Source organism: Nonomuraea zeae (assembly GCF_005889725.1).
In the GTDB taxonomy this organism is placed as follows: Bacteria; Actinomycetota; Actinomycetes; order Streptosporangiales; family Streptosporangiaceae; genus Nonomuraea; species Nonomuraea zeae.
The window spans coordinates 17,703-40,977 of the sequence record NZ_VCKX01000053.1; the positions used below are offsets into that span (position 1 = coordinate 17,703).

A 23,275-nucleotide genomic window follows, 5' to 3' on the forward strand; every position below is an offset into this window, starting at 1 on the left:
ACGGCGAAGGCCGCCGTGCGACGTGCACGGCGGCCTGGTGGAGCGGCGGGGGAGAGCCGGCAGGATCAGTCCTTGAGCAGTTGCTCGGCCACTCCCACATCCGTGATGAGGGTGTTCACCCATCCGCCCTTGAGCGCGGCCCTGATGGCGGCCGTCTTGCGCCGGCCCCCGGCGATCGCGATGCGCCTGGGCACGCGCAGCAGATCGGCGGCCGGGATGCCGAGCACGCGCTCCTCCAGCGGCGAGGCGATCAGGTGGCCGTCCGCGTCGAAGAAGCGCAGGCACACGTCGCCCACGGCCCCGAGCCCGCGCAGCGTCTCCAGCTCGTCCTCGGAGATGGCGTTGCCGCTCTCCTGGAGCAGCGGGGACGGGCTCAGGCTGCCGATGCCGACCAGCACGGTCGTCAGCCGCGACCACGCGTCCACCACCTGGCGCACCACGTGGTCGTCCGACAGCGCCTGGCGCGCCTGCGGGGTGCCGACCAGGCCGGGGGCGGGCAGGAAGACCGGCTCCGCGCCGGTCAGATCGGCCAGGTGGGCGGCCAGCCTGGTCGCCTGCACCTGCGCGGATCCCTTGCCCACGCCGCCGATGAGCTGGACGACCTCCTCGGCCACCCGCACGGGACGGCGCTGCATCGCCTCGACCGTGGCCAGCAGGCTGGCGCTCCACGAGGAGATGCCGAGGTGCTCGCCGCCGATCAGGGTGGCGTCGAGGTAGGTCGCGCCGGCCGAGCCCAGCGCGGCCACGACGTCGTGGTTCTCGCCCACGGCGTCGACCACGATGATCTGCTCCACGCCGTATTTGCGCTCGAGGTCCTCCTCCAGCAGGGCGTGCACGCCGCTGGGGACCACGACCACCGTGCGCACGATGCCGATCTCCGCGGCCTCCTTGAGCAGCCGCGACACCCGCGGCTGCGAGATGCGCAGCTGGGCGGCGATCTGCGGCTGGCGGACCCCGTGCTCGTGGTAGAGACGGGCGACCCGCACCAGGAGCCGCATGCGCTCGGACTCCTGACTGAGCCGGCGGCCGGCGAACCTCATGGGCTCGCCGCCACCACGGCTCTTGTCGGACTGACTGTCAGCTCCCACGATCGCTGGCCTCCGCTTCGGCTTCGCCGCTCCTGCTGGTCCGGTGGCGAGCCCGGGCCACTGCCGAGTGCCATTCTGCCATCGAGGCACCCCTCCCTAGATCCCGGCGAAGGCCCGTAGCTTGGCGAAGAAATCCTCGTGGATGAACCGCGCGTCGATCGAGTCGTAGGCGCGGATCGGCCGGTTCCGGGCGGCGAAGTCGTGCGTGCCGTCGTAGCGGAAGTTCGGCGCCGGACGCTCCAGCCAGGTGCCGCATTCGGGGTGCAGCAGCAGCCCGACGGCGGGGGAGTCGCCCAGCACGCGGAACTCGATCGACCCGCCGTGCTCGCGCTCGTTCCACTCGACGAGCTGGCGCACGAGGTAGTCGCCGATCTCGCCGCACGGCGCGACCTTCGCGTCGAGCTCGGCGTATCCGACGGCCATCATCCGGTACGTCGGCGCCGGGATCTGCCAGACCTTCAGCGCCGAGGAGAAGACCAGGTTGGCCGCCAGGATGTCGTTGGACAGGTTGAACTCGGGGCGTCCGGGCGGGGCGGCGCGGCCGTCGTACCCGCCGCCACCGATCCAGATCACGGTCACGTCCCGCTCGGCGATGCGCGGCTCCAGGAGCAGCGCCGCCGCCATGTCGGTCAGCGGGCCGAGGAAGGCCACGTAGAGGGGCTCGGCCACGTCGCGCATGGCCTCCTCGACGATCAGCTCCACGCCCGGCGACGCGACCGGGCGGCCCGCGTCGGGCAGCGCGTACGGCAGGCCGTCCGCGACGGTGACCGTGTCTTCCAGCTTCATCAGCCGCAGCAGCAGGTCGATTTCCGCCCGGCTTTCCTCAAGGCTCGTACGGGTGCGCCGGTTGCCGAAATGCGCGGCGACCAGGCCCCGAATGTCGAGACTCGGCGAGAGCAAGGCGTGCACGATGGCGAATTGGTCGTCCGCCTCGTTTTTCGCGTCGGTGTTGATGATCACCCGGCGTCTGTTGGAAAAGGTTCTGCGTGCCATCCGCACCTTTCTGTGAATATTTATTCAATTATGTATCTATATTCTGATATTAGGTTGTGACATTTGTGGTGTCAAGGTCCCACAGGATGACCGACAACGCGTGCGGCGAGATCGTGTGATCGTCGTGGGTCGCGTCCTCCAGGAGGTCCCACCGGCCCTGCTCGGGCCGCCCGCCGGCCAGCAGCGCGACCCGGTCGCGCACCGGGGCCTGGTAGGCGCGGTGCCCCACCCCGTTGAAGCAGCACTCGTCGAACCGGTTGAGTATCTGGAGCTGCCCGCGTCCCGGGCCGATCGAGGCCAGCACGTACATGTCGAGGAAGTCGTCGGACGGGCCGGTGTAGAAGCCGGGCAGGGCCGCCCTGGTCTGCTCGAAGTCGCCGATCGTGGGGCTCGGCTTCGGCGAGGCGGGCCGCAGGAAGAACGGCAGCGACCCGGCCACCGGGTAGCTGCGGGTGATCCGCGGGTCCAGCGCCGAGTACACCGTGGTCGTCCAGCCGCCGCCCGACAGGCCGATCATCTCCACCGACGCCGGCCGGTACGTGGCCAGCGCATGGTTCAGGGTGACCGTGAGCGGTTCGAGGAAGAAGGTCAGCGTCGAGAACTGCGCGCTCTCCCAGGGCGGCAGCTCCCGGTGCGAGGGGCCGGGCAGCAGCTTCGACGGGTCGGCCGGGTCCGCGATCTGCTGCTGGTTCCAGTGGTGGAACGGCATCGCGTACACCATCACCCGGTAACCCCGGTCGAGCAGCGCCTGAACCACGCGGAGCATGGTGTCGAACGGCTCGCCGTGCCCGTTGTGGTAGAGCGCGAGCCGCCGGTTCCAGGCCCGGCGCGGCACCAGGTCGTACACCTTGGCGGAGACCTGGTAGCGCAGCGGGACCGTCAGCAGGTCGATCCGGCGCACGCCGGTCAGGGAGGCGAAGTCCGGCGCGCTCACGCCGCTCTCCACGGCCGGCAGCGTCTTGGGCTGCCCCGCGCCTTTCCAGATGTAGTCGATCATGCGCTGCCGCCGTGCGGTGAGGTCGCCGGCGCTCGCGACGCCGATCAGCGGCTCGATGTCGACGCCGGCGACGGCCGCGGGCAGGGTCTTGTACTCGGGGCCGAACTTCGCCGCCGACTCCTGGTTCACCGGCGCCACCGGCCGGGGCGCGACCTTGCCGCCATGTCCGGTCGCCGAGGCCGCCCGGGCCGCCGGGGTCATGACCGCGCCGGCCGCCATGGCGCCGATCCCGCCCAGGACCCCGCCCAGAACGCTGCGCCTGCTGCTCACTGACCTGTCCAAACCGATCATCTCTCCCGTGGTCTTCAGCGCCGGCCGGACTGGGGATCCCAGCCGCCCAGGACGAATGAGGGGTCGCTCCACCGCGCCGCCTCGGCGGCCGTGAGCTGGCGCGAGCAGGCCAGCCGCTGCGAGGTGTCGACCGGGTGCCCGGTCAGGTCGGTGCTGCGGTACTCCCAGAAGGACGCCGACTGGGCCTGCGCGCAGTCGTTCGGGTCGATCTGCCAGCCGACGGGCGCGATGTGCGTGTCCATCGCGGTGTCGATGAAGACCGCCTGGCTGTGGGTGAAGCGCCACACGGCGCTGCGGCTCAGCATCACCGAGCCGTCCGGCACGCCCGGGGCCCGCGCCAGCCTGGTGCGGACGAACACCGTGCCCGGCCGGGTGTCGTCGTTGCGGCTCTGCGAGATGTAGCCGGAGTCGGTCGACTCCAGCACCGAGTCCTGGATGAACACCGTGCCGGTGCCCCAGACGAAGTCGGTGTCGCCGCTGATGCGGCTGTCGGTCACGAAGCCCTTGCCCTGCAGCCGCAGCGTGTCCTGGTTGCTGACGAGGTTCATCCGCTCCAGCGTGATGCGGTCGTTGTTGCCCCTGAACGCCTCGGCCTGCGACCCGCCGTCCGGCGTCGTGTTGTGCAGGGTCAGGTCGCTCATCCGGAAGTCGGCCGCGTCCACCCCGAACGACGCCCGCCAGCAGTTGTGCAGGTCGGAGGTCTCCAGCACGCGGCGCGGGCACACGTCCGCCGGTCCGCCGCCGCTCAGCGCCTTGTCGCCGTTGCGCAGGTCGTTGTTGGGGTACCGGATCACGGTCCGCTTCGCGCCCGAGCCCCGCACGGTGAGGTGCGGCCGGTCCTCGCGGACGTAGACGATCTCGGTGTAGACCCCGGGCCGCACGTCGATCGTCACCGGCCGGGAATTACCGGTGGGCACGGCGTCGATCGCGCCCTGCACGGTGCAGAAGTCGCCGCTCCCCGAGGCCGACACGGTCAGGTGGCGCGGGCCCGGCGCGTGCCTGCCGGTCGTGAAGCGCCAGGCCCGGGGGTCCTGGACGCCGTCGAAGCCGGTGAAGACGCCGGGATCGACGGTGACGTAATACTCCTGGCCGTATTCGAGCTGCCGGTGCGGGTAGACGCGGGCGGCGGAGCCGTCGATCATGATCGATTCGTACGAGAAGTCGTGCGGCAGCCCCGTGTCGGAGATCGCGGCTCCGATGTTCTTCCGGTCGGTCCTGGCCGAGGCCGCCTCGATGCGGTCGGCGAGCGTGCCGTCGGCCTTGCGGACCTCGATCGCGCCGGACGAGCCGAGCGCCGGCGGGGTGGGGAAGGTGATCGTCAAGGGGGCGTCGACGCAGGTCCGGTCCGCCCGCCCCGGCACCGAGAACCGGGCCCCGGACTCTGCTGCCGCCGGAGCGGGCGGGGGTAAGGCGAGCGCCGTACTCGTGAGGACTGTCGTGAGGATGGCCGTGAGTGTTGCCTTCACACGCATCTCCGAATGAATAAAGGCTAGTGAATATATATGTAGAGGTCTCACTCGCCCCGGTCAAGGGTTGTGCGTGCCCGTCTCTGCGGACGGCTCGTTTTCGGAACGTTCCAGGTGGGAGGCCCTACCACCGTCCGTAATACGGACATCCCAATAGTGTGATTCTGGTTGTCCACTACGGCGCCGAGACTCTAGCGTGATCGCGATCATGCCTCTCGGGGCGCTTCCTTCACTCAAGGAGCGATGTTCGCATGTCCGGATTCGAAGCAGATGAGCGGCGCGGCCAGGTCAGCAGGCGCGCGCTCGCGGGTGGGTTAGCCGTCACGGGCATGGGCGCCCTGTCGATGTGGGGCGCCGGCCCGGCCGAGGCCAACACCGACCCTTCGGTCTACAGCGTGGACGTCAAAGATTTTGGCGCGAAGGGCGACGGCACCACCGACGACTCCGACGCGATCAAGGCCGCGGTAACGGCGGCCCTGTCCGGGCGCAGCAACGGGGTCGTCAGGAAGGAGGTCTTCTTCCCGCCGGGCAACTACAAGATCACCAAGAAGGACACCCTGATGTGGTCGCCCACCTCAGGAAACGCCGACCAGGTCTTCGGCCTGCGCTTCCGCGGCGGCGGCCCCCGGGTGACGAACATCAGCTTCGCCACGGACTTCACGGCGAACGCCGACCCGCGCGAGAACAACCTGATCACCGCCGCGGTGCGGCTGCGGTACGCGTACTTCGAGGACATGAGTTTCCAGTCCAACAACGCCAACAACCGCTTCGCGTACTACTGGTCGGTGGACACCATCGACGCGAACTCGCAGTACCCCACCTACGGCCACGGCCAGAACCAGTACTTCGTGTACAAGAACGTCGAGTGGAAGGGCCCCTGGGACCGGGTCATCGGCATCGACGGCGACCACGAGGCCAACAACAACAGCGAGCACCACTTCATCATGTGCTCGACCGACACCGTCTCCGTCTACACCGACGCGTTCCTGCACTGCGGGATCTCCAGCCCGTCGAGCCGCAACCAGCAGAACCAGTTCCTCAACTTCTTCATGCTGTCGTGCAACTTCGCCCTGGCCGGCGGCGACTTCTTCCGCTTCGACCGCGGCGGCTCGATCAACGTCATCGGCGGCTCCTGGTCGATGGTCGGCTCCAGCCCGGCCCGCTACTTCTACATGCCCCTGGCCAACGGCGAGCTCAGCGCCACCCGCCTGAACGTCCAGGGCGTGCGCTTCGAGCCGAAGAGCGCCAACCACAAGATCATCGACTGCAACTGGAACAACGGCCACGTCACCTTCACCTCCTGCTCCGACATGGCCGCGCTTCAGGTCGCCGGCGCGGCGAGCTACAGCCTGCACCGCTACGGGACCACCTCCGGCAAGATCCCCATCGTCCGCTATCAGGACTGCACCCTGGCCGGCAACCACCTGGTCGACGGGGTGGGCACCAGCCTGACCAACGGCAAGATGATCTACGAGGGCTGCCGCTTCTACCACACGAACACGGCCGTCAGCACGACCACCGGCACCGCGTTCCTGCGTTACGCCGGCGCCCCGGCCCGTTACGCCTTCCGCGACTCCTGGGCCACCGCCGACGTCTCCGGCTGACCCGCCACCCCGGCTCCGCGTCCGGCCCTAAAGTCTGATCATGGCCTTCGACGACGGCACGCTGCGCGCGGCTCTCGATGACGACACGGCGGTGCTCCGCGCGACCAGCGCGGAGGCCATGGCCGACCTCCAGGCCCTGCTGCAGCTCTGCGCGTCGGGGAAGCTGCGGTGCAGCGAGCAGACGCGCAGGCCGGGCGCGGCGACGGTCGCCACCGTGGCTTCGGTGCTGAGCGGCGGCGACTTCTACGCCGGGGAGCCGATCGCGGCGTACGCCTGGCCGCTGCTGTTACAGGCCGGCGGCCTGGCCGAGCTGGCCGGCGGGAAGCTGCGGCTGACCGCCCGCGGGCGTACGGCGCTGGCCAGACCCGCCGCGGAGACGATCAGGCACCTGTGGCGGCGCTGGGTCAGCGGCGGGCTGATCGACGAGCTCACCCGGATCGAGGAGATCAAGGGCCAGCGGAGCAAGAACGTGCTGACCGCCGTGAAGCCGCGGCGGCAGCACGTCGCCGCCGCTCTCGCGCTGTGCGAGCCGGGCGAATGGGTCAGGATCGACGACCTGTTCGCGCTGATGCGCAGGCAAGGGCTCGACCCGGTCGTCGCGCGCAGCGAGCGGGCCCTGTGGAAGCTGTACCTGGTGGACCCGGAATACGGCAGCCTGGGCTGGGAGGGCTACGGCGACTGGCCGATCCTGGAGGGCCGCTACACGCTCGCGGTCGTGTTCGAGTACGCGGCGACGCTCGGCCTGGTCGACGTGGCCTACGTCGCGCCCGACGGGGCGAGGGACGACTATCACCGCAACTGGGGATCCGACTCGCTGCCACGGCTGAGCCGCTACGACGGGCTGCGGGCGGTGCGGCTGAACCCGCTGGGGGCGTACGCGCTCGGCCTCAGCGGGCGCTACGAGCCGCCGGGCCAGGCCCCCGGGCACGTGCTCAAGGTGCTGCCGAACTTCGACGTCGTCGCCACCGGCACGCTGCGGCCGGTGGACCGGCTGGTTCTCGACGCCTACGCCACGCGGACCTCCGACCGGGTCTGGACCCTGTCGGCCCGATCGCTGCGCCGGGCGCTGGGCTCCGGCGAGGAGCTGGCCAGGCTGCGGACGTTCCTGGGGGAGCGGTGCGGGCACGACCTGCCCGCCACGGTGAAGACGCTGTTCTCGGACGTGGAGCGCAGGGCCCGCCAGGTGCTGGACCGCGGAGTCGTCCGGCTGATCGAGGCCGAGGACGCGGCGATCGCCGCGCTCATCGCGGGCGACCGCAAGGCGGGCCCGCTGTGCCACTCGCTCGGCGGCCGCTTCCTGTACGTGCTCCCGGAGCACGAGGACGCCTTCCGCCGAGCGGCACTGGCCCTCGGATACGTGGTCTAGAGCCTGGGCGCCGAACCGATGGGCTCCCCGGCGGTGCGGCAGCCGGGCGGCACCCCGTCAAGCGGCGTCGAGGGCTTCGGTGATCTTGCGGGTCATGTCCGCCACAGTGGGGCTCGGCGGGCCCTGGTGGATCCGGGCGGCCGCTTCGACGGCAACGAGGACGGTGCGGCGGAAGTTGCCGGCCTCCGCCGGGTCCTGCTGCTTGAGCAGGCTGACGGCCGCCGTCAGGGCCGGCAGCACGTGGTCGGCGATCGCGGCTACGGACTTGCCGGGCAGCTTGATGTCGTTGGTCTTCTCAGCGAGCACGTGCCCGATCACGCCGGTGGCGGAGGCCAGGGCGATGGAGCCCTCGGTGGCGGACTTGTGGGGCTTGCCGGCCACATCGGCGGCGGACATCAGCGTGACGGCGCCGTACGCGGCGGTGCGCAGGGTGAGCTTGTCCTGGTCGGTGAGGGTGATGGACATGGTGGGATGCTCCTTCGGGGCTGTGCGGGGGAAGTCGGAGGCCGGGGCCGCCCTGGTGGATGATTCACTCCCGGGCGGCCCGGTGTGGGCCCGATGTGGGCCCGGTGTGAGCCCGGTGTCAGTCGTCGATCGCCTGGTAGAGGGTGGTCCAGAAGTCGTTCATCAGGTGTGCCGGGCTGGGCACGGAGTAGCCGAGCTGGCAGAGCAGGATGCCGGTGAGCTGGTTGGCCGGGTCGGCGTAGACCGAGGTGCCGCTGCCGCCGTCCCAGCCGAACTGGCCGATGGGCGCGTAGTCGCCACGGTAGGTGCGCACCGCCATCCCGAGGCCCCAGCCGCCCTGCTGGCCCTGGCCGAAGGAGATGTGGACGTTCTCGGTGGCCATGGCGGTGCGGGGAGCGTTCTGCTCGGGGGTGAGGCGGTTGGTGGTCATCAGCTCGACGGCGGGCCGGGACAGGATCCGCCGGCCGTTGTGGGTGCCGCCGTTGAGCAGCATCCGGAAGTAGGCGTGGTAGTCGTCGGCGGTGGAGACCAGCCCGCCGCCGCCGCCCTGGAAGGCCGGGGGCCGGCTCCAGCGGCCGTCCTTGGGCTCGTCCCAGGCGAGGAACTCGCCGGTCTGGGGATCGGGGGCGTACAGGGTGGGCAGCCGGTCGATCTTCTCGGCGGGCACGTGGAAGCCGGTGTCGGTCATGCCCAGCGGCTCGAAGATGCGCTCGCGCAGGAACTCCTCGAACGTCCGGCCGGTGACCCGGGCGACCAGCACGCCGACGAGGTCGCTGCTGATCTGGTACTGCCAGCGCTCGCCGGGCTGGTACATCAGCGGCAGCTCGCCCAGGCGGCGCAGCCACTCGTCCGGCTCGGGCATCTCCACCGGCAGGTTGGGCGTGAGCCCCTGCTCGAAGATCGCGCCCATGATCGGGGTGCCCAGCGCGGTCATGTCCATGCCGAGTCCGAAGGTGGAGCTCAGCACGTCGCGTACGGTGATCGGCCGCCGCGCCGGGACGGTGTCGTCCAGCGGGCTGTCGATGCGCTTCAGCACCTGCCGGTCGGCGAGTTCCGGCAGCCACGCGTCAACGGTGTCGTCGAGCCGCAGCCGGCACTCGTCCAGCAGCACCATCGCCGCCGCGATCGACAGCGGCTTGGAGGTGGAGGCCATCCGGAAGATCGTGTCCCGGCGCATCGGCGCGCCACCGTCATGCTGCATCGTGCCGAGCGCCTCGACGTGTGTCTGGGCGCCCCTGCTGACCAGGGCCACCAACCCGGGGATCTTGCCGGAGTCGACATGCCGGGCCAGCACGTCACGCAGTCTGCGCAGCCCGGTCACGGAGAAGCCGTTGTCGTTCTGTCCCATCATGAAGCTCCTTGGCTACAGTGTTCGATCTTGCGAGATGCCCGAGGACCGGGGGTGAGCTCGGTGTGGCCCAGGGGCCCGGAGACCGCAACCGCTGAACCGTTCATGCCGTAACCTTCGCCGACCGTCCTGATACCGGGCCGTCGCCGTCCTGACGCCGTCGCTGACACGGCGCCGCAGGGGCTGCCGTCACCCGGCTGGAGCCGGTCCCGTCTCACCAGGAGGGCTGAGGAAGGTGCCGCGGGAGGCGTCGATGATCGGCCCGGCCACCAGCGCACCGTCAGCCGGCAAAGGCGTCATCTCGTCACTCCAGAAGTGGTCTCAACCATCTGGTGACTAGGATCGACGCGAACAACTACCTGGGACAACGACAATCTACGCAAGGCCGCATTAACCCCCGGGTTAACGCCAAGGGGGAGCGGGGAACTTCGCGCGAACGAGCCTGGGCAGGGCCTCAGGACTCGCGGGGGCCGGGTGGGGGCGCGCCGGGTGCCGGCACACCCCCACGTCAGCGGGCTAGCTGGGAATCGGGTACGGGAACGCGCCCGTCACCCCGATCTTGTCGTACTCCATCTTCGAGCCGTCGAACCCGTCGGCCCAGTTGGCGTTCTTGACCTCGTTGCACTGGTAACTCTGATACTTGTCGTCGGTCACCTTCCCGACCTCGATGTTCTCGAAGGAGAACCCGCAGCCGCCGGCGTCCATGTGCACGCCGCGCGTCCCGCTGTCCGGCATCGAGGCGTCCGGGATGACGTCCCCGATCACGACCTGCGACACGTGGTTGGTGATCTCGTGCGGCTCGGCGTTGCTGATGCCGTAGGTGTAGAAGGCGCCCATGTCACCGCTGTCCAGGCCCGCCTCCTCGATCCTGAGGTACTTGAACACGTTGCCGTGCGCGTACCCGTCGCCGTCCTTGACCTCGGGACGGACCTCCAGGCTGACGCCGTAGCGGGCGCTGTGCCTGACGACGGTGTGGCTGACCTCGTTGCCGCCGGTGTTCATGAGCTCGATCCCGGACGCGTCCCCGGGCACGAGCTCGCCGATGTGGTGGATGTAGTTGTCGGTGAACACGTTCTGCCCGGCCACGTCACCCTCGCCCGGGTACGGCCCCTCGACCTTGATGCCGTCGGCCCCGATGTTCTCCAGCAGGCTGCCGGAGACCCGGAGGTGGTCGTTGGCGAACAAGGCGTAGATCGCCGTGAACCCGGTGTCGGAGACGTGCAGGTTGGTCAGGCCGACGCCGCTGGTGTTGGTGAGCGTCACCGCCCCGAACCGGTTGCGCGGCATCTCGATCTGCCGGTCGTACTCGGGGTACTTGTGCGGCTCCCCGGCGTCCCCCGCGCTGATCCAGCCGTTGCGGTACCAGCTCACGAAGTCGCTGTACTGCAGGGCCAGGCCGTCGAAGGTCAGGTCGCGGACCCGGTGGTCAGGCGAGGAGCCGGCGATCGAGACGAGCGTCTTGACCGTCGGCGCCAGGACCTTGTCGATCGACGTGCGCGGCCAGTAGTACACCTCGCCCTTGGCGAAGTCGAGGTAGTACTCGCCGGGCTGGTCCAGGAAGTCCAGCGAGTTCTGCAGGAAGTACCGCGAGCCGCCGCCGCTGTTGACCAGGGCGTACCGCGTCCAGTGTTCGAGGGTGATCTGGTTGTCGTCCCACGACGGGTTCTGGATCGGCACGGTGTCGGTGAACCAGCTCCACGACCCGCCCGACCAGACCACGGCCTGGGCGTTGTCGAGGTTCCAGCTCTTGTCCCAGTCGCCGGGCTTGGAGTACAGCCACTGGCGCACCGCTTCCTTCTCCGGCTCCTTGAGCACCGAGGTCAGGTAGGGCGCCCACACGTCGTCGGACCTGCGGTTGGGGTAGCGGGCGGTGGTGGCCCGGGCGCCGTCCTCGAACAGCGTGTAGAAGCTCCGGTCCACCTTGGCCTTGTAGATCTTGTCCTTGTACGGCTCCCAGCCGGTCACCGGCCTGGCCCCCAGCAGGCGGGCCCTGCCGGGACCGTCCACGCTGCGGTAGGTCACGCGGTGACCGTCCTTGCCGGAGTCGGCTTCGGTGAACTCGATGGTCTTGTCCACCACGTAGTCGCCGGCCTTGAGGTTGACCACGACGTCGCAGCTCTGACGCTGTTTCCTGAGCTCGTCGCGGGCGTGCTCGATGGTCTTCCACGGCCGCCGCGCGTCGCCGGGCCCGCTGTCGGTCCCGTCCGGCGCGACGTAGTGCTCGACCGGCTTGCAGGGCGCCTGGGCGGAGGCGGCGGGCGCGGCGACGAGCGCCGCGACCACCACCAGCGCCGTGCTCAGCACTCTCACTGGGAGGCCCCGGGGATCGGGTACGGGAACGAGCTGGTCACCCCGATCTTGTCGTACTCCATCTTCGCGGGGTCGAAGCCGTCCTGCCAGTTGGCGTTCGTGACGTTGTTGCACTGGTAGCTCTGGTACTTGTCGTCGCTGACCTTGCCCACCTCGATGCTGTCGAAGGTGAAGCCGCAGCCGCCGGCGTCCATGTGCACGCCGCGCGTCCCGCTGTCCGGCATGGCCCCGGCCGGGTCGTTGATGACGTCCGTGATCACCATCTGCTTGACCGTGTTGTCCATGAGGTGCGGCTCGGTGTTGCTGACGCCGTAGGTGTAGAAGGCGCCCATGTCGCCGCTGTCGAGCCCGGTCTCCTCCAGCTTGATGTAGGAGAAGTTGTTGTTGCGGGCGTAGTTGTCCTCGTTCTTGACCTCGGGACGGACCTCGAGGCTGATGCCGTAGCGGGCGCTGTGCTTGACGTTGATGTTGCTGACGGTGTTGTTGCCCGTGCTCATCAGCTCGATGCCGGACGCGTCGCCGGGGACGAGCTCGCCGACGTGGTAGATGTAGTTGTTCGTGATCGTGTGGTGCCCGGAGATGTCGCCCTCGCCGGGATAGCCGCCCTCGACCTTGATGCCGTCGGCGCCGATGTTGTCCAGCAGGCTGTCCGACACCTTGACCCGCTCGTTGGCGAACAGCAGGTAGATGCCCATGTAGCCGCTGTCCGACAGGTGCAGCCCGGTCAGGTCGATGTCACGGGAGTTGGTCACCGTGATCATCCCGAACCGGTTGCGCGGCATCTCGATCTGCCGGTCGTAGACGGGGTACTTGTGCTCGTAGCCCGAGTCGCCCTCGCTGATCCAGCCCGCGCGGTACCAGTCCACGAAGTCCGAGTACTGCAGCGCCAGCCCGTCGAAGGCGAGGTTCTGCACGCGCTTGTCAGGGGACGAGCCGGCCAGCGAGATGATCGTCTTCACCGTCGGGGCCACGACGTTGTCGATCGAGCCCTTCGGCCAGTAGTAGACCTCGCTGTTGGCGAAGTCGAAGTAGTACTCGCCCGGCTGGTCCAGGAAGCGCAGCGTGTTCTGCAGGAAGTAACGCGAGCCGCTGCGACTGTTCATGAAGGCGTAGCGGGCCCAGTGGTTGAGCGTGAAGAAGTTCTTGCGGAAGTCGGCGCCGCCCAGCGGCACGGTGTCGGTGAACCAGCTCCACGAGCCGCCCGACCAGACCACGATCTGCGAGTTCTTGTCGAAGTCGGCGTCCCACTCGGCGGGCACGTCCTCCGGCTTGAAGTACAGCCAGTTGCGCACGGCCTCCTTCTCCGGCTCGCCGAGCACGGAGAACAGGTAGGGCGACCAGAGGTCCTCGCTGGTCCTGTTCGGGTAGCGGGCCGTGGTGGCGCGCTTGCCGTCCTCGAACAGCGTGTAGAAGGTACGGTCCACCTTCGTCTTGTAGATGTTGTCCTTGTACTTCTCCCAGCCGGTGAGCGGCTTGGCCCCGAGCAGGCGGGCCTTGCCGGGCCCGTCCGCGCTGCGGTAGGTGATCTTGTGGCCGTCCTCGCCCGAGTCGGCCTCGGTGAACTCGATCGTCTTGTCGACGACGTAGTCACCGGCCTTGACGTTGACCACGATGTCGCACTTCTGCTTCTTCTTCGACCTGAGCTGGTCGCGAGCCTGCTCGATGGACTTCCACGGCCGCTGCGCGCTGCCGTCGCCCCGGTCGCTGCCCGTGGTGGCGACGTAGTAGTCGCATGTGGGCTTGGCCGCCCCGGCGGGGGTGGGGGTCGCCAAGCCGCCCAGCAGTAAGACGACCGCGCCTACGGACCTGAAGATCACTGGCTCTCCTTTACGTCCCGCCACCGCTCGAACTCGGCGCGGGTCTCGGGGGTGAGTGGGTAGTAGTCGGACAGCGCCGCGCCCTCCTCGATGCGGGCGCGGCTGTAGCGCTCCCACTGCTCGTGGTCGGCGGCGGCTTCGAGCACCGAGTCGGCGCGGCGGCGTGGCACCACCACGGCGCCGTCGTCGTCGGCCACGCACAGGTCGCCGGGCAGCGCGAGCGCGCCGCCGACGGCCACGGGCACGTCGTACGCCCAGGGGAACAGCTCCGCCTGCGAGGCGTAGTGCGGGGTCGCGCCCGTGCACCAGATCGGCACGCCGAGCCCGCTCACCCTGGGCAGGTCCCTGATGCGGCCGTCCACGACGATGCCCGCGCCGCCCTTGCGCTTGAAGTAGCGGACCAGCATGTCGCCGAAGCAGCCGGTGTAGGCGCTGCCGTACGCCTGCACGACCAGCACGTCACCGGGCTGGACCTCCTCCAGCACGTGCCACAGGGCGGTGTGCCGCTCGACGTACTCCTGGCCGAGCCCGGAGGCGATGTCCTCGCGCTGCGGCATGAACTGCAGCGTGCGGACCCGGCCGGCGATCTTCTGCCCCGCCGCGATGGGACGCGGTCCCTCGATGAAGGTCCGCCGGATGCCCTGTGCGTGCAGTTTGGCGCAGGCGGTGGCCGAGCTGATCCGGGACAGCCCCTCCACGAGGACGGGATCGGGCTCTGCGGGCAGCTGCCCGCGCACAGGGAGATCCCAGATTGCGTCGTCCATGTAACTCCTCAGTAGTGCTGGTGCGACGGCGTGCGGACGCGCGCGGTCGTGTGCAGGTCGAGCCGGATGCGGCGGCCGGGCGGCAGCTCGACGAGCAGGCGCGGGCCGCCCACGCTCACCTCCCGCTCGGCCTCGGTGATCGGGGGAGAGGTGTAGGCGCGCGGGTCGCCCGGGTAGGCCCCGCCGTCGGAGGCGGTGTCGGAGGCGGTGTCGGAGGCGGTGATCGTCGCGCGGTCGATGTGGTGCTCGCCGAACGCGCCCGCCTGCACCACGACCCGGCGGGTCCGGCTCAAGCTCAGGTTCGCCAGCTCCACGCGGGTGCCGTCGGGGCGTACCGAGTCGACCAGCGCGGCCACGTCCGGGGGCAGCCCGGGGCGGCGGCGGTCGGCGTCGAAGTAGGCCAGCCGGGCCGGCAGCAGCCCGCCGTTGTAGAGCACCTGCGGGGTGCCGGTGACGAGCTGCAGCAGCGCCTCGGTGAGCACCGGGTTGAGCCGCTGCCAGTGGTGCACGTGAATGGTGGACAGGTCCGCGCGGTCGGCGTCGACCAGCGCCATCCTGCGCTGCACCTGCCCGAGCGCGGTGGACAGCATGGCCTCGGGGAAGCCGGGGTTGGCGCCGCGCAGGAACTCCAGCCAGGGCGCCTCGTGCCCGGCCTCCTCCTTGTTGCGGAACGGCCGCACCGTGGACCAGTCGTAGCCGCTGGCCCTGCGGATCCGGTCGAGCCGGTCGGCGTCCCCGCGGCCGAGGGTCATGTGCCAGAGCCAGACCGGCAGGCCGAGCTGCGGCGGCTGGAAGTCGAACCAGCCGGAGTCGTCGTGCCGGTTGGGCACCAGCATGGTGGGCTTGGCCGCCTCGTCGCCCAGCTCGGCCAGCCACCGGTCGCTGATGCTCATCTCGGTCTCGGTCACGCCGGCCTGGATGGCGCGGTCGTACACGATCTCCAGGGGGTCGCGGCCGATGGCGAGCGCGGCGTCGTCGCCGGTCAGCAGGTGGGCGTTGACGGCGGCGATCGCGGCGGCGGCCCCCACGCTGTAGAGTCCGTGCGGCCACTGCCAGCCGTAGTTGCCGCCGTACCACCGGCCGTCGTGCAGCTCGCCGACCACGCCGGACGGGCCGACGTTGTCGGGCAGGATCCCGTCGTTGGCCTCCGCCCGGCGCTGCCAGGCGCCGATGTAGCGCAGCGCCCAGTCGCGGTAGCGCTCGTCGCCGTCATAGAGCCAGGCGTTGACGGCCAGGCTGGTCGCGGCCAGGTTCACCGCCACGTCGCCGCGGCCGATCCGCTCGCTCATCGCCGCGCCCATGCGGGCGGCGTTGCTCGGGTCGCCCAGGTCCTCCCAGGACGTGATGCCCGGCAGGTCGCGCAAGGGCAGGCCGAACGGCCGCATGCTGACCAGGTCCGTGTGGTAGGAGGCCCATTCCCACTGCAGGCCGTAGCGGGGGCCGCCGGCGCCGTTGTGCGGGGCCCGGATGATGTCGTGCTCGGCGTCGTAGTTGGCCGAGCCCGGCAGGTAGAGGTCGGCGAAGCGGCGGGCCCGGTCGCGGAAGCGCTCGTCGCGCGGGTCGGCCGCGCAGATGCCGTAGAACAGCAGCATCGACTCGCCCTGGTGGAACCAGTCGTAGCCGCGCTCGTACTCGTCCACCAGGTAGCCCAGCTCCGTGAGCTGGGTGGTCACGCCCTCCCAGTGGTGCTTGGCGGCGTCCAGCAGGTCGTCGGCGCCGCCGAGCTGGTAGAGCGTGGGCCAGTTGAAGAACGCCTCGTAGAAGTCGTCGGCGCCGTCCCGGTCCGCGGCCGGGCCGTGGTAGACGAGCCGCCCGTCGGGCCCGCAGTAGCGGGCGGCGAAGGCCCGCCAGGCCTCGTCCAGGGCGTCGAACAGCCGGCGCTCCAGCACGGCCCAGGCCGGAGGCACGCCGAGCGGGACGGTTGCGATGACAGAGGGGCCGTTTGCGGGATCGGGGGATGCAGCGCGCATCTTCAACCTTTCGTTGCTCCGGCGGTCAGGCCGCTGATGATGTGCCGTTGCATGAAGACGAAGAAGACCAGCAGGGGCGCGATGGCCAGCAGCAGCGTCGGGAAGACCACGGTGTAGTCGGTGGCGTACTGGCTGACCGCCGCGTAGACGCCGGTGGTGACGGTGTAGAGGCCGCTGCCGGGGCCCAGGATGATCTGCGGGTTCACGAAGTCGTTCCACACCGAGAAGGTGTTCAGGATGACCATCGTGGCGACCGCCGGCCGCATCAGCGGGAAGACGATCTGCCAGAACGTCCGCAGCCGGCCCGCCCCGTCCACGGCCGCCGCCTGGTCGAGCACGGCGGGGATGGTGGCGATGTAGCCGGCGTACAGGAAGATCGAGAAGGGCAGCGTGAGCGTGGTCTCGAACAGGACGAAGCCCCGGATGGTGCCCATCAGCCCGAGGGTCTTGAGCACGTACACGACGGGGATGACCAGCACCTGGCCCGGGATGAACGTCCCGGCCAGGAAGAACAGCATCAGCACCCGGAACCTGCGCTTGGGGCTGCGCGCGATGGCGTAGGCGGCCGGGGCGGCCAGCACCACCGACAGCACGTTGACCGCCACCACGAACAGCAGCGTGACCGCGTAACCCTTGACCACGTTGAACTGCGGGTTCGTCAGGGCCCTGCCGAGGGGTTCGAGGGTGAGGCCGCCGAAGCCGAAGGGGTTGGCCAGGATGTCCTGCTGGCCCTTGAACGCGTTGACGGCCAGCACGTACAGGGGGATGAGCATGAAGGCGACGGTCGCCCAGAGGAAGGTCTTCTTCACTGGTGCACCGCCAGCTCGCCGCGCCTGCGCAGCTTGGTCACCACGAACGCGAGCGCCGCGGTCACCAGCATGAGGATCACCGACTGGGCCGAGCCGAAGCCGAGCCTGGCGTCGTGGAAGGAGTTCCACAGGATGAGGTAGGCGACGGTCTGCGTCTGGCCCGCCGGGCCGCCCGCCGTGAGCGACACCACCAGGTCGTACGTCTTCAGCAGCGTCACCAGCGACAGCACGATGTTGACGGTCACGGACGGCCCGAGCGCGGGCAGCGTCACGTTCCTGAACACCTGCCAGCGCGAGGCCCCGTCGATCCGCGCGGCCTCCAGCAGCGAGTGCGGCACCGCCTGCAGCCCGGCGAGGTAGAGCACCACGTTGACGCCGAACCCGGCCCACACCAGCACCGCGATCATGGTGACCGTGGCCCACGTCGGATCCGACAGGAACGGGATGACCGACCCGCCCCAGGTGGTCACCAGGTTGTTGACCGCGCCGGTGGTGCCGAGGATGGCCGACCACAGGAAGCCGACCACCAGGGCGCTGAGCACGTGCGGGTAGAACAGCACGATCCGGAAGAACGTGTTGGCCCGCGAGGCGCCGTTGACCAGCAGGGCGAAGCCGAGGCCGAGCAGGTTGAGCCCGGCCGTGCCCGCCGCCGCGACCAGCAGCGTGACCAGGGCGGCGCGGCGCAGCTCCGGGTCGTCCAGGAGCCTGGCGTAGTTGGCGGCGCCGACGAACGCGGGGTCGGCGCTGAAGCCGTCCCAGTCGGTCAGGCTCAGGTAGAGCGCCACGCCGACGGGGATGATGAGCATCACGGTGTAGAGGATCGTGGCCGGGGCGACCATGATCGTGGTGGCGAGCCCCTCACGCCTGCGCCGCCGTGGCGGGTCCGGCGCCTTGGCCAGGGTGATGGGCGCTTCCCTGGTGAGGGTCATGAGCGTCCGGCCACCCAGCGGTCCACGCCCTCGGCCACTTCCTTGGGCGACTTGCCCACGTACAGGCCCTGGACCTCGGTGTTCCACGCGGCGTTGAAGCCCTTGGGCAGGGTGGCGTCGCCGTAGCCCTCGCCCTGGGGGACCCCGGAGGGCGCCTTGTCGAGGATCTCCTGGACCTGCTTCTCCAGCGGGGTGAACTCGCGCTCCACGCCGGTGCGGAAGTTGCCGTCCTGCGCGAGCTGGCTCTTGACCGCCGCCGGGTCGGTGACGAGCCACTGGACCAGCTTGAGCGCGGCGTCCTTCTGCGGGGTCGACTTGAGGATCATGTACGGCGCCGCCAGCGTCGCACCCTGCGGACCGGGGTAGGTCTGCCCCTTGTCGACCGGCGCGGGGAAGACGCCCACCTCGAAGTCCTTCTTGGCCTTGGCCTCGGAGGCGGTGAACCAGCTCCCCATGACGTACATGGCCGACTTGCCGGTCAGGAACGCGGTCTCGGCGTCGGCGTACTTCATGCCCAGGGCGTTCTTGTCCACGTAGCCCTTGTCGATCCAGGTGCGGTAGCGCTCCAGGTAGGGCAGCAGCGACTCGCCCGCCTTGACCTTGCCCGCCTTGACGTCCTGCTGCCAGACGGGGTGGGTCTGGGCGCGGCTCGGGTTGGACAGTTGCAGGAGCTGCAGCCCGGTCAGGAAGTCGCCGCCGGTCTGGAGCGGCAGGTAGCCCGCGTCCTTGAGCTTGCCCATGGCGGCGTCGAGCTCGTCGAACGTGGTCGGCGGCGTGTCGATCCCGGCCTTGTCGAAGGCGGCCTTGTTGTAGAAGACCAGCGACTGGGCCTGCACGCCGACGCCGACCGAGTAGATCTTGCCGCCCAGCTTGGCCTGCTCGGCCAGCGGGGTGTCCTTCGTCCAGGGCTGGTCGGTCAGGTCGAGCATCTGCTTGGCCAGCGTCTCGTCCGCCATCAGCGTCTCGACCACGTCGGGCGCGTTGCCGGCGGCGAGCTGCTGCGGCAGGGTGTCGGCCACGCCCTTGCCCGTCGGCGCCTCGATCTTGACGTCGATGCCGGGGTTGGCCTGCTCGAACGGCTTGACCAGGCCGTCCCAGTAGGCCTGGGTGAGGTTCGGGCTGATGTTGACCAGCATCCTGACCGTGCTCTGGCCTCCCGCGCTCTGCTGAGCTTGGGAGTCGCCGGCGAAGCCGCCCCCGCCGCAGCCGGTGAGCAGGAGCAGGCATCCGATGGCCGGTAGAGCGAGGGGTGTACGGGGGGAACGCATCGCACCTCCAAGGGGGCGAGATCTGCGACGCCTTTTAATGGGTCGTTACTCGATTAGCGATTATTTAATACGTTGGTAACTGGGGTCGGTCAAGGGCTTACGTGGCCCGACAAATAAGTTTCCAGCAGGTGACTGAGTCATAAATACGTTAAGATGGCCACGTGGCTGGACGTGATGAAGGCAAGCGGCTGACATTGGGCGCGGAGGAGCTGTCCGCTCTGCGGGCGTGGGCGGAGGAGCCCGGCGGCGGGCTCAGCCTGCGCAGCCGCATCGTGCTGGCGTGCGCGGAGGGCCTGCCGCGCAAGGAGATCGCGACCCGGCTGGAGGTGAGCCCGGCGACCGTCGCCAAGTGGCGCGCCAGGTTCGTGGAGCGCGGGCTCGACGGCCTGTCGGACGCGCCCAGGCCGGGGCGGCCGCGCAGCAGCGAGCGGCAGGAGGCGGAGCGGGTGATCGCGGCCGCGGCCGGCGGCTCCGCCGTGCCCTCCACCCGCACGATGGCCAGGCAGCTCGGGCTGTCGCAGTCCACGGTGGCGCGCATCTGGCAGGAGCAGCAGATCGCGCCGCCCGACTCCCGGCTGCTGCTGCCCAGGGAGCTGCTGTCGGACCGCGTCTACGCGCTGCTGCGCGGCTGGATCGTGTCGGGGGAGCTGGTGGCCGGGCACCGGCTGGTGGAAGCCGAGATCGCCAGACGGGTCGGCACCAGCCAGGCCCCGGCCAGGGAGGCGATCAAGCGGTTGGCGCACGAGGGCCTGGTCATCTCCTATCCCAACCGAGGCAGTTATGTCGCGGAGATCTCCGACGAGCAGGCCCGGGAGGTTCGCGACATCAGGGTGTTGTTGGAGGAGTATGCCGCACGCGGCGCGGCCGCCCGCATCCAGGCCGAGACGTTGCGGCAGCTCTCGGCCGACGTGCTGGCGATGCGGGCGGCGGCGCGCGACGGCGACATCGGCGCGTTCAGGGACGCGGACCTCGCCTTCCACCGGCGGGTGTGCGCGGCGTGCGGCAACTCCTTCCTGCTGCGGCTCTGGCGGACGATCGAGTCCAACCTGTGGAGCCTGCACGTGGTGGGCAACCCGCTCTACGACGGCGACTGGTCGGCGATGGCGGGCCATCACGACGACCTGGTCTCGGCGCTGGCGTCCGGGGACCCGGACGAGGCGGCCCGCCTGTTCGCCGCCCACGCCCGGGGCGAGGCCTCCAGGACCCCGCCCCGGGCCGTGCCCGGAATGCAGGGTCAGGCGGACGCCGCGAGGTCGTAGACCGCCCCTCGGCGCGTCTTGAGCACGAGCACGCCCGGCTCGGGCCGTTCCACCGGGACCGGCTGGCCGTGCTCGGTGACCGTGACCGTCCCCGCGGTCCGCAGCCTGAGCTCGCGCCCCAGGTCCGAGCGGATGCGCCCGCGGGCCAGGCCGCCGCCGCTCCACTCCAGGTCCACCTCGAAGCCGCCCCTGGCCCGCAGCCCGCGGAACGACCCCGCGGGCCAGGCGGCGGGCAGGGCCGGCAGCAGGTGCAACTGGTCGCCGTGGCTCTGCAGCAGCATCTCCGTGATCCCCGAGGTGCCGCCGAAGTTGCCGTCGATCTGGAACGGCGGGTGCAGGTCGAACATGTTCGGCGCCGTACGGGCAGGGACCAGCAGGTTCCCCAGCCGCTTGTACGCCTCGGCCGCGTCGAGCAGCCGCGCCCAGAAATTGATCTTCCAGGCCAGCGACCACCCCGCACCGGCCTCGCCGCGCAGCTCCAGCGTGCGCCGCGCGGCCGTGGCCAGCTCGGGGGAGATGCGCGGGTCGATCTGGTGCCCCGGGAACAGCCCCCACAGGTGGGAGATGTGCCGGCTGCGCGACAGCGCGGCGTCGCCCCGGTAGTCCTCCTGCCACTCCTGGATCTGCCCGAGATGGCCCACCTGGTTGGGCACGAACCGCGCCCGCGCCTGCTTGACCTGCTCCCGCATCCCCTCCTCGACGCCGAGGATCTCCGAAGCCTCCTCGAACGCGCCGAACAGGTCCCGCAGGATCTGCATGTCCATGGTGGGGCCCGCGCAGATGCTGACGTTCTCGCCGCCGTCCTCGTGGTGGCCCACCTCCGGCGAGTGCGAGGGGTTGGTCACCAGGTAGCCGGTCCTGGGATCGGTCTGGAGCGTGTCCAGGAAGAACTCCACCGAGCCCTTGATCAGCGGGAAGTGCTCGCGCAGGTGCCGCTCGTCGCCCGTGTAGAGGTAGCGCTCCCACAGGGTCAGGCAGAGCCACGCGCCGCCGCTCGGCCACACGCCGTAGAAGGCGAAGTCCACGGGCGCGGTGCCGCGCCAGCCGTCGGTGTTGTGGTGCGCCACCCAGCCGCGCGCGCCGTACTGCGCTCTGGCCGTCCTGGCGCCCGTCTCCGCCAGGTCCTTGATCAGGTCGAACAGCGGGTCCATGCACTCGATGAGGTTGCCGGGCGCGGCCGGCCAGTAGTTCATCTGGCAGTTGATGTTGATGGTGTACTTCGACTCCCACGCGGGCGCTAGCGAGTCGTTCCAGATGCCTTGCAGGTTGGCGGCGTAGCCGGGGGAGCGGGAGCTGGAGATCAGCAGGTAGCGGCCGTACTGGAAGTAGAGCGCGGCGAGCTGGGGGTCGGTGTCGAGCTGCTTGCGGGCGATGCGCTCGTCGGTCGGCAGCGCGACCGCCTCCGAGGTGCCGAGGTCGATCTCCACCCGCCCGAACAGCTTGCGGTAGTCCTGCACGTGCCGCCGCCGCAGCACCTCGTACGGCCGCCCGCCCGCCTTCGTCAGGTGCCGCCCGGCCACCTCGGCGGGGTCGCCGGCGACGTCCTTGAAGCTGCGGTAGCTGGAGCCCATGGAGATCAGCAGCGTGACCTCGTCGGCCCCGTCCACCGACAGAGTGCCGCCGTCGGTCCCGACCGTGCCGCCCTTCGCCTCGGCCCTGGCCAGCGCGCGGAAGCGGACCTCGCCCTTCAGCCCCTGGGTGTCGCCGCTGACGCCGTCGAGCGCGATCGTGGCCTTGCCCGCCTCGGCCGTGGTGGTGGTCTGCGGGCTGGAGAAGGCCGCCTTGAACGTCACCGCGCCCGGCTTGTCGGCCGTGTGCCGGACGACGATGACCTGGTCGGGGTTGCTGGCGAAGACCTCGCGCGTGTGGCGCACACCGTCCCGGACGTAGGTCACGGTGGTGACGGCACTGGTCAGGTCCAGCTCGCGGCGGTACTCGGTGAACTCGGCGGAGCCGGGGAAGGTCAGCGTGAGGTCGCCGAGCACCTGGTAGGGGGCCTGCTCGCTGGGCTTGCCGAGAAACTTCTGGTCGGCCAGGTTCTGCGCGGCCTGCCACTTGTCCTCCCAGACCAGCCGCCTGATCTCGGGGAGCGCGGCCAGGGCCTCCGGGTTGTCGTAGTCGTGCGGGCCGCCGGCCCAGATGCTGTCCTCGTTGAGCTGGAAGCGCTCGGTGTCCACGCCGCCGAAGACCATGGCGCCGAGCCGGCCGCAGCCGACGGGCAGGGCCTCCAGCCAGGCGGCGGCCGGGCGGGCGTACCAGAGGGTGAGCGGGTTGCCCTTCGTGCCGCCGCCGGCGGCGGCCAGCGCCGCGCCGGGGGAGACGCCGCTCACGAGCAGCGATCCGGCCGCCGCCCCTAAACCGCTCCTGAGCACGCCCCGTCGTGTGTAGCCGTTGGTCACCGTTACTCCTGTTCCAGAACACATGCCGCCCTTGGGCGGAAGCCGCGAGAAGCGATGAGGTGATCGCGCCGCAGGGCGCATGGACGCACTCGCCGGGCGTGCGACCCGACCGGCTCCGATGCCGAGGACGGG

General features: G+C 70.0%; 17 protein-coding genes. 3 read left to right on the forward strand and 14 right to left on the reverse strand.

Annotation, left to right across the window (positions count from 1 at the left end; translation table 11 throughout):
- Positions 1 to 65: 65 nt before the first annotated feature.
- The 4 genes from ETD85_RS18980 to ETD85_RS18995 all read right to left on the reverse strand — a co-directional run bounded on the left by ETD85_RS18980 (position 66) and on the right by ETD85_RS18995 (position 4,835).
- Positions 66 to 1,088, reverse strand: a complete 1,023-nt coding sequence (locus ETD85_RS18980) for a sugar-binding transcriptional regulator (protein ID WP_240779235.1) — start codon at positions 1,086 to 1,088, stop codon at positions 66 to 68.
- 96 nt (positions 1,089 to 1,184) lie between these two features.
- On the reverse strand, positions 1,185 to 2,081 hold the full coding sequence (locus ETD85_RS18985) for a nucleoside hydrolase (protein WP_138691065.1): 897 nt from the start codon (positions 2,079 to 2,081) through the stop codon (positions 1,185 to 1,187).
- Positions 2,082 to 2,130: 49 nt separating this feature from the next.
- Complete coding sequence (locus ETD85_RS18990) at positions 2,131 to 3,348, reverse strand: hypothetical protein (protein ID WP_138691066.1); 1,218 nt, start codon at positions 3,346 to 3,348, stop codon at positions 2,131 to 2,133.
- 35 nt (positions 3,349 to 3,383) lie between these two features.
- The gene (locus ETD85_RS18995) at positions 3,384 to 4,835 is read right to left on the reverse strand and encodes a pectinesterase family protein (protein ID WP_170246742.1); all 1,452 of its coding nucleotides are present in this window, start codon (positions 4,833 to 4,835) and stop codon (positions 3,384 to 3,386) included.
- Between the two features lie 251 nt (positions 4,836 to 5,086).
- On the opposite strand from ETD85_RS18995, the gene ETD85_RS19000 reads away from it, so the two are divergent.
- A complete protein-coding gene (locus tag ETD85_RS19000) occupies positions 5,087 to 6,439 on the forward strand; it encodes a glycosyl hydrolase family 28-related protein (RefSeq protein ID WP_138691068.1) in 1,353 nt (450 codons plus the stop codon).
- Positions 6,440 to 6,479: 40 nt separating this feature from the next.
- Positions 6,480 to 7,805 (forward strand): hypothetical protein, encoded by a 1,326-nt coding sequence (locus tag ETD85_RS19005; protein ID WP_206058400.1) that lies wholly within the window; start codon positions 6,480 to 6,482, stop codon positions 7,803 to 7,805.
- Between the two features lie 57 nt (positions 7,806 to 7,862).
- Here ETD85_RS19005 and ETD85_RS19010 read toward each other — a convergent pair whose 3' ends face one another.
- From ETD85_RS19010 to ETD85_RS19050, 9 genes are all read right to left on the reverse strand, one after another.
- Positions 7,863 to 8,270, reverse strand: coding sequence for a hypothetical protein (locus ETD85_RS19010; RefSeq protein WP_138691069.1), 408 nt, complete (start codon positions 8,268 to 8,270; stop codon positions 7,863 to 7,865).
- A 118-nt stretch (positions 8,271 to 8,388) separates the two neighbouring features.
- Positions 8,389 to 9,621 carry a serine hydrolase domain-containing protein gene (locus ETD85_RS19015; RefSeq protein WP_240779236.1) on the reverse strand — a complete coding sequence of 411 codons (1,233 nt, stop codon included), beginning with the start codon at positions 9,619 to 9,621 and terminating at the stop codon, positions 8,389 to 8,391.
- A gap of 513 nt (positions 9,622 to 10,134) precedes the next feature.
- Positions 10,135 to 11,928, reverse strand: a complete 1,794-nt coding sequence (locus tag ETD85_RS19020; protein ID WP_206058401.1) for a right-handed parallel beta-helix repeat-containing protein — start codon at positions 11,926 to 11,928, stop codon at positions 10,135 to 10,137.
- Positions 11,925 to 13,745 (reverse strand): right-handed parallel beta-helix repeat-containing protein, encoded by a 1,821-nt coding sequence (locus ETD85_RS19025; RefSeq protein ID WP_206058402.1) that lies wholly within the window; start codon positions 13,743 to 13,745, stop codon positions 11,925 to 11,927. Before ETD85_RS19025 ends, ETD85_RS19020 begins: the two co-directional genes overlap by 4 nt.
- The gene (locus tag ETD85_RS19030; RefSeq protein ID WP_138691071.1) at positions 13,742 to 14,509 is read right to left on the reverse strand and encodes an RraA family protein; all 768 of its coding nucleotides are present in this window, start codon (positions 14,507 to 14,509) and stop codon (positions 13,742 to 13,744) included. The genes ETD85_RS19025 and ETD85_RS19030 overlap by 4 nt, the downstream gene beginning before the upstream one ends.
- Positions 14,510 to 14,517: 8 nt before the next feature.
- Complete coding sequence (locus ETD85_RS19035; RefSeq protein WP_138691072.1) at positions 14,518 to 16,479, reverse strand: DUF8034 domain-containing protein; 1,962 nt, start codon at positions 16,477 to 16,479, stop codon at positions 14,518 to 14,520.
- Between the two features lie 2 nt (positions 16,480 to 16,481).
- Positions 16,482 to 17,288 (reverse strand): carbohydrate ABC transporter permease, encoded by an 807-nt coding sequence (locus ETD85_RS19040; RefSeq protein ID WP_206058403.1) that lies wholly within the window; start codon positions 17,286 to 17,288, stop codon positions 16,482 to 16,484.
- A complete protein-coding gene (locus ETD85_RS19045) occupies positions 17,285 to 18,217 on the reverse strand; it encodes a carbohydrate ABC transporter permease (protein ID WP_206058404.1) in 933 nt (310 codons plus the stop codon). Before ETD85_RS19045 ends, ETD85_RS19040 begins: the two co-directional genes overlap by 4 nt.
- Positions 18,214 to 19,485, reverse strand: a complete 1,272-nt coding sequence (locus ETD85_RS19050; RefSeq protein WP_138691073.1) for an ABC transporter substrate-binding protein — start codon at positions 19,483 to 19,485, stop codon at positions 18,214 to 18,216. Before ETD85_RS19050 ends, ETD85_RS19045 begins: the two co-directional genes overlap by 4 nt.
- A 161-nt stretch (positions 19,486 to 19,646) precedes the next feature.
- Here ETD85_RS19050 and ETD85_RS19055 point away from each other — a divergent pair, with 161 nt between their 5' ends.
- Positions 19,647 to 20,744 (forward strand): FCD domain-containing protein, encoded by a 1,098-nt coding sequence (locus ETD85_RS19055; protein WP_138691074.1) that lies wholly within the window; start codon positions 19,647 to 19,649, stop codon positions 20,742 to 20,744.
- Here ETD85_RS19055 and ETD85_RS19060 read toward each other — a convergent pair.
- Entirely contained in the window at positions 20,720 to 23,143 is a 2,424-nt protein-coding gene (locus ETD85_RS19060; protein ID WP_240779237.1) for a glycoside hydrolase family 95 protein, read from the reverse strand. The two genes, ETD85_RS19055 and ETD85_RS19060, sit on opposite strands and share 25 nt — an antisense overlap.
- Between the last annotated feature and the right edge of the window lie 132 nt (positions 23,144 to 23,275).